The 4,361-nt window shown below is 37.2% G+C and carries 5 protein-coding genes; all 5 read left to right on the forward strand.

Annotation, left to right across the window (positions count from 1 at the left end; genetic code table 11):
* Window positions 1-197 (forward strand): hypothetical protein (locus tag GO685_RS05425; protein ID WP_218939224.1); only part of this gene is annotated, 197 nt, incomplete at its 5' end.
* An 11-nt stretch (window positions 198-208) separates the two neighbouring features.
* Window positions 209-1,087 (forward strand): hydroxymethylbilane synthase, encoded by an 879-nt coding sequence (hemC, locus tag GO685_RS03580; RefSeq protein ID WP_175937606.1) that lies wholly within the window; start codon window positions 209-211, stop codon window positions 1,085-1,087.
* Window positions 1,078-1,965 (forward strand): UDP-N-acetylmuramate dehydrogenase, encoded by an 888-nt coding sequence (gene murB, locus GO685_RS03585; RefSeq protein ID WP_175937607.1) that lies wholly within the window; start codon window positions 1,078-1,080, stop codon window positions 1,963-1,965. The genes hemC and murB overlap by 10 nt, the downstream gene beginning before the upstream one ends.
* Before the next feature lie 270 nt (window positions 1,966-2,235).
* Window positions 2,236-2,859 carry a TRP75-related protein gene (locus tag GO685_RS03590; RefSeq protein WP_175937608.1) on the forward strand — a complete coding sequence of 208 codons (624 nt, stop codon included), beginning with the start codon at window positions 2,236-2,238 and terminating at the stop codon, window positions 2,857-2,859.
* Window positions 2,860-2,888: 29 nt separating this feature from the next.
* Window positions 2,889-4,163 (forward strand): flavodoxin-dependent (E)-4-hydroxy-3-methylbut-2-enyl-diphosphate synthase, encoded by a 1,275-nt coding sequence (gene ispG / locus GO685_RS03595; protein WP_175937609.1) that lies wholly within the window; start codon window positions 2,889-2,891, stop codon window positions 4,161-4,163.
* The last annotated feature ends 198 nt before the right edge of the window (window positions 4,164-4,361 follow it).

Consider the following 4,361-nt stretch of genomic DNA (forward strand, 5'->3'; position numbering starts at 1 on the left):
TTTCAATTTCCTTCTTTTATATAATATGCCATTTGGTAGTTTCTCTATTTGTAGCTAAGTTAAACTACCAGTTTTTGCTACATCTTTCCTTGTTTTCTCATGATAAACTTTTTTCACAGAGACTAGCAATCACAGACTTGAATTCTATAATATTTCGTGTCACATTACTTAGGGGTGCTACACCTAAGAAATTTTAATAGCTATACACATGTTAATCAGAATAGGTACCAGAGGAAGCAGCCTTGCGATTGCTCAAGCTTTAGAGGCAAAACAAAAGTTGCTGGACTCTTTTCCTGGTTTATCTGCTGAGATCATTGAAATAAAAACTTCTGGTGATAAATATGCCAATGCAAACCTCGCCGAAATAGGAGGTAAAGGACTGTTCCTCAAAGAAATTGAGACTGAATTGCTTGAGAATAATATAGATATGGCAGTTCATTCGCTGAAAGATGTCCCTGCATTTTTCTCGAAAGATTTAGCAATTCCTTGTGTTTTAGAGAGGTTAAGTCCATGCGACACGTTTATTTCTAATAAATATAACAGCCTTGAGGCTTTGCCACAGCGAGCATTGATTGCAACTTCTTCAATAAGAAGAAAAGTTCAGCTACTAAACTTCAGGCCAGATCTAAATATAGTGCCACTTCGTGGAAATGTGACAACTAGATTGCAAAATCATAGTTTTGATGGAATAATTCTAGCTGAAGCAGGGCTCATAAGATTAAAAAAGCATCACTTAGTTACAGAGGTATTACCACCAAAAATCATGTTAAGTGCAGTAGGGCAGGGGGCAATTTGCATTCAATGTCGAAAAAATGATGTAAAAATTATCGATCTTTTAGAGAAAATTAATAATAATATGTCTTTTATAAGGGCAAAATCGGAACGTAGCTTTATGAAGACAGTGAATGGTTCATGCTTTACACCACTTGCAGCTTTGGCAGAATATGTGAGTGAAAATATGCTACATCTTCGTTGTATGTTAGCAGACGAAAAAAACATATACTTTACTGAGCGCACTTCATTTGCAGAAGATGCAGAAAAAATAGGTATGGATGCAGGATTAGAGTTGAAATCAAAATGCTTATAAGCTTACCTAAAGTACGTGGAATCTATCGCTATAATGTTTCGATGTCTAAAATGACGTGGTTGAATGTCGGTGGACAAGCTGATGTGTTGTTTAAACCACGTGATATTGAAGATTTAACATGCTTGATTAAAAATACTGAATTGCCAATTAATGTTATCGGTGCAACATCTAACATAATAGTGCGAGATAGTGGCATTCGAGGCATAACAGTGAAATTGGGTAAGGAGTTTGCGTATATTAAATATAAAGGTAGCAATTCTATTGTTGCAGGTGGTGCTGCCCTACTTGGCAATCTCGCTTACTTTGCCGGGGAGCAACAAATTAGTGGACTTGAGTTTTTGGTTGGAATTCCAGGCACAGTTGGCGGTGGCCTAGAAATGAATGCAGGTGCGTATGGTAGTGATGTTGCAAGTGTTGTACAGTTGATAAAAGCAGTGAACTTAGAGGATGGAAATCTATATGAACTCTCCAGCAAAGAGATGGGTTATTTTTACCGTGGACATAGCCTGAAGGGGCAGTGGATTTTCGTTGAAGCTGAGTTTACAGGAGTAAGTTCAGAATATGAGGCTATATTGCGTAGGCTAAAGGAAATTATCGATAAAAAAAACAAAAGCCAACCAATAAGAGGGAAAACTGCTGGTTGCATATTCAAAAATCCAAAAGACTACCAAGCATGGGAATTGATTGATAAATCCGGCTGTCGAGGGTTAGATAACGGTGGAGCTAAAATTTCTAAGAAACATTGTAATTTTCTGCTCAATTACAATAATGCAACTGCATCTGACTTGGAAAACCTTGGCAACAAGGTAAGAGATGCAGTGAAAGATAAGTTTAGCGTTGAACTTGAGTGGGAAATAAGGGTCTTAGGTGGCTATTAGGCGGTTCTTATAGTTGTTTCCTCGCTATCTATTGTTCAATTTTATGTTATTCTAGATAAAAAGTCAACCTTTTTTCTTAATATATTAATAAAGAAAAAAACAGGAATTAGATAAGTCGGAAAGACGCATATAAATATTTAAAAAATATAAATCTTGCCTGTGTTAATAGGATATGAAATCACCATTCATTACAAAGTTAGTAAAGATTCTGGTTTACTTAAAGTCCGTTAATTGTTATTTTTTAAAAGACAGTATTTACTATAGCACCATATGCTTAGGATTTTTTCTGAAGTTTTATTTATATTAATGTTTTTGGTTTTTAGTCTTTTTGTTTCACATGATACTGAAGCTAAATCTAAGGTGAAACTTAGTAAGAAATATGTACCACAGGGTAATCCTGGCGGTGCAAACTTTCATGAAGATGAGGATTTTGCTGAGTCATATAAACTATATGAAAAGCGCAGGGAACTCCTAAAGAAAAAAAAGTTGCAAGGCCGAGCTAATGCTAACATAGACAAAGAAAACCTAGCAAAGAAATTAAAAGAAAAAAAAATTGCTCTCCTTGGTAATAAACCAAGTGACATAGAAGCTTGTATAGTTGAAGATGAAAAGGATGCTATGGTAAATCAGCATGGCATCAATATCACCCGCCTGAAAGGAGCTGTATTCATAGATCAAGCTCAATATGAAGATGAGCAACTTGAAAGCAAACGACAGGAAGGAAAAAAGGCTACTACAACACGAGAGAAAAAAATCTCTCCTATAAATGTTACTATAAAAGACACTCCATCAAAAAAAACATGCTCGCGTGATTCCATTGCCGATCTAAATAACGTGACGCAGCATAGCTTGAACGGTTCGGATTCATTCGGATTCATTTGGAAATGTAGCTGATACAGCAAAATAAGTTAGTCGTTAATGACATGTTGAATGAGGATTTGGTAGATTACAACTTGAGTGATGAACCCACCTCTCGACATAAGACTCATACTGTAAAAGTTGGACAAGTGAAAATAGGTGGAAATAATCCTATAGTTGTTCAATCCATGGCACTTGGTGTACACATAGATCCTAACGACATAAAAAGCAGTGCTAAGCAATATGCAAAAGAAGTAATGGAATTAGCGCGTGCAGGTTCGGAGTTGGTGAGAATTGCTTTGAATTCAGAGGAAGTGACAAAAGCAGTACCTTATGTAGTAGAAGAGTTGAATAAAGAAGGCTTCGACGGTAAGATACTGGTAGGTTGTGGGCAATATGAGCTGGACAGGCTGGTTCAAGATTATCAAGACAACATTAAGATGCTGGGTAAAATTAGGATAAATCCAGGTAATATAGGCTTTGGCAACAAACGTGATGGAAAATTTGAAAGGGTTATAGAGTATGCAATAAAGCACGACATTCCAATGAGAATTGGAGTAAATTGGGGCAGCCTTGATAAGTACCTCTCACAAAAACTAATGGATGAGAACTCCTTGTCTAGTAGTCCAAAACCTTCTGATGTTGTATTGCGCAAGGCACTTGTAATGTCAGCTCTGGGCAGTGCACAGAAGGCTGAAGAAATTGGCCTCGGTGCGGATAAAATAATCATTTCGTGTAAGGTTAGTAGAGTGCAAGATTTAATCTCAGTTTACACAGCGCTTGCAAAATCCTCCAATTATGCTTTGCACTTGGGCTTAACTGAAGCTGGTATGGGCAACAAAGGCGTGATAAATACTACGGCAGGGCTTACTTACTTATTACAAAATGGTATTGGAGACACGATACGTGCTTCTTTAACTCAACGCCCTGGCGAATTACGAACTAACGAAGTGACAGTATGTCAAGAAATATTGCAATCTATAGGTTTGCGCTACTTTAATCCTCAAGTTAGCTCATGTCCTGGATGTGGGCGCACAAATAGCGATCGTTTTCGTATATTAACTGAAGAAGTAAATAATTATATAAAAACTCGCATGCCAACTTGGAAGAAAAAAAATCCAGGTGTGGAGCATATGAGTATTGCTGTTATGGGATGCATCGTAAATGGCCCTGGAGAGAGTAAACACGCAAATTTGGGAATCAGCTTACCTGGGTATGGAGAAAAGCCCGTTTCAGCAGTTTATAAAGACGGTAAATACTTTAAAACTTTACAAGGCAATAACATCTCTGGGGAATTTAAGGCAATTATTGATAATTATGTGAAGGAGCATTTCACATAATCATCCAAGGGCGTCATGCCAGCGCCCTCTTCTTGTCATCCCAGTGCTCCGACACTGGCATCCAGGAATTTTATTAAGTTGGTGAATATAAAAGTAGCTGTTTTATATTAAAATACGACGTTTTGATGATTATGGAGAGACTAGATTTTTTAGTTGCCATGCAACAAAGCCCGCTGGAATCTAGCCTCTCCATAATCA

Source organism: Wolbachia endosymbiont of Madathamugadia hiepei, from assembly GCF_013366855.1.
In the GTDB taxonomy this organism is placed as follows: domain Bacteria; phylum Pseudomonadota; class Alphaproteobacteria; order Rickettsiales; family Anaplasmataceae; genus Wolbachia.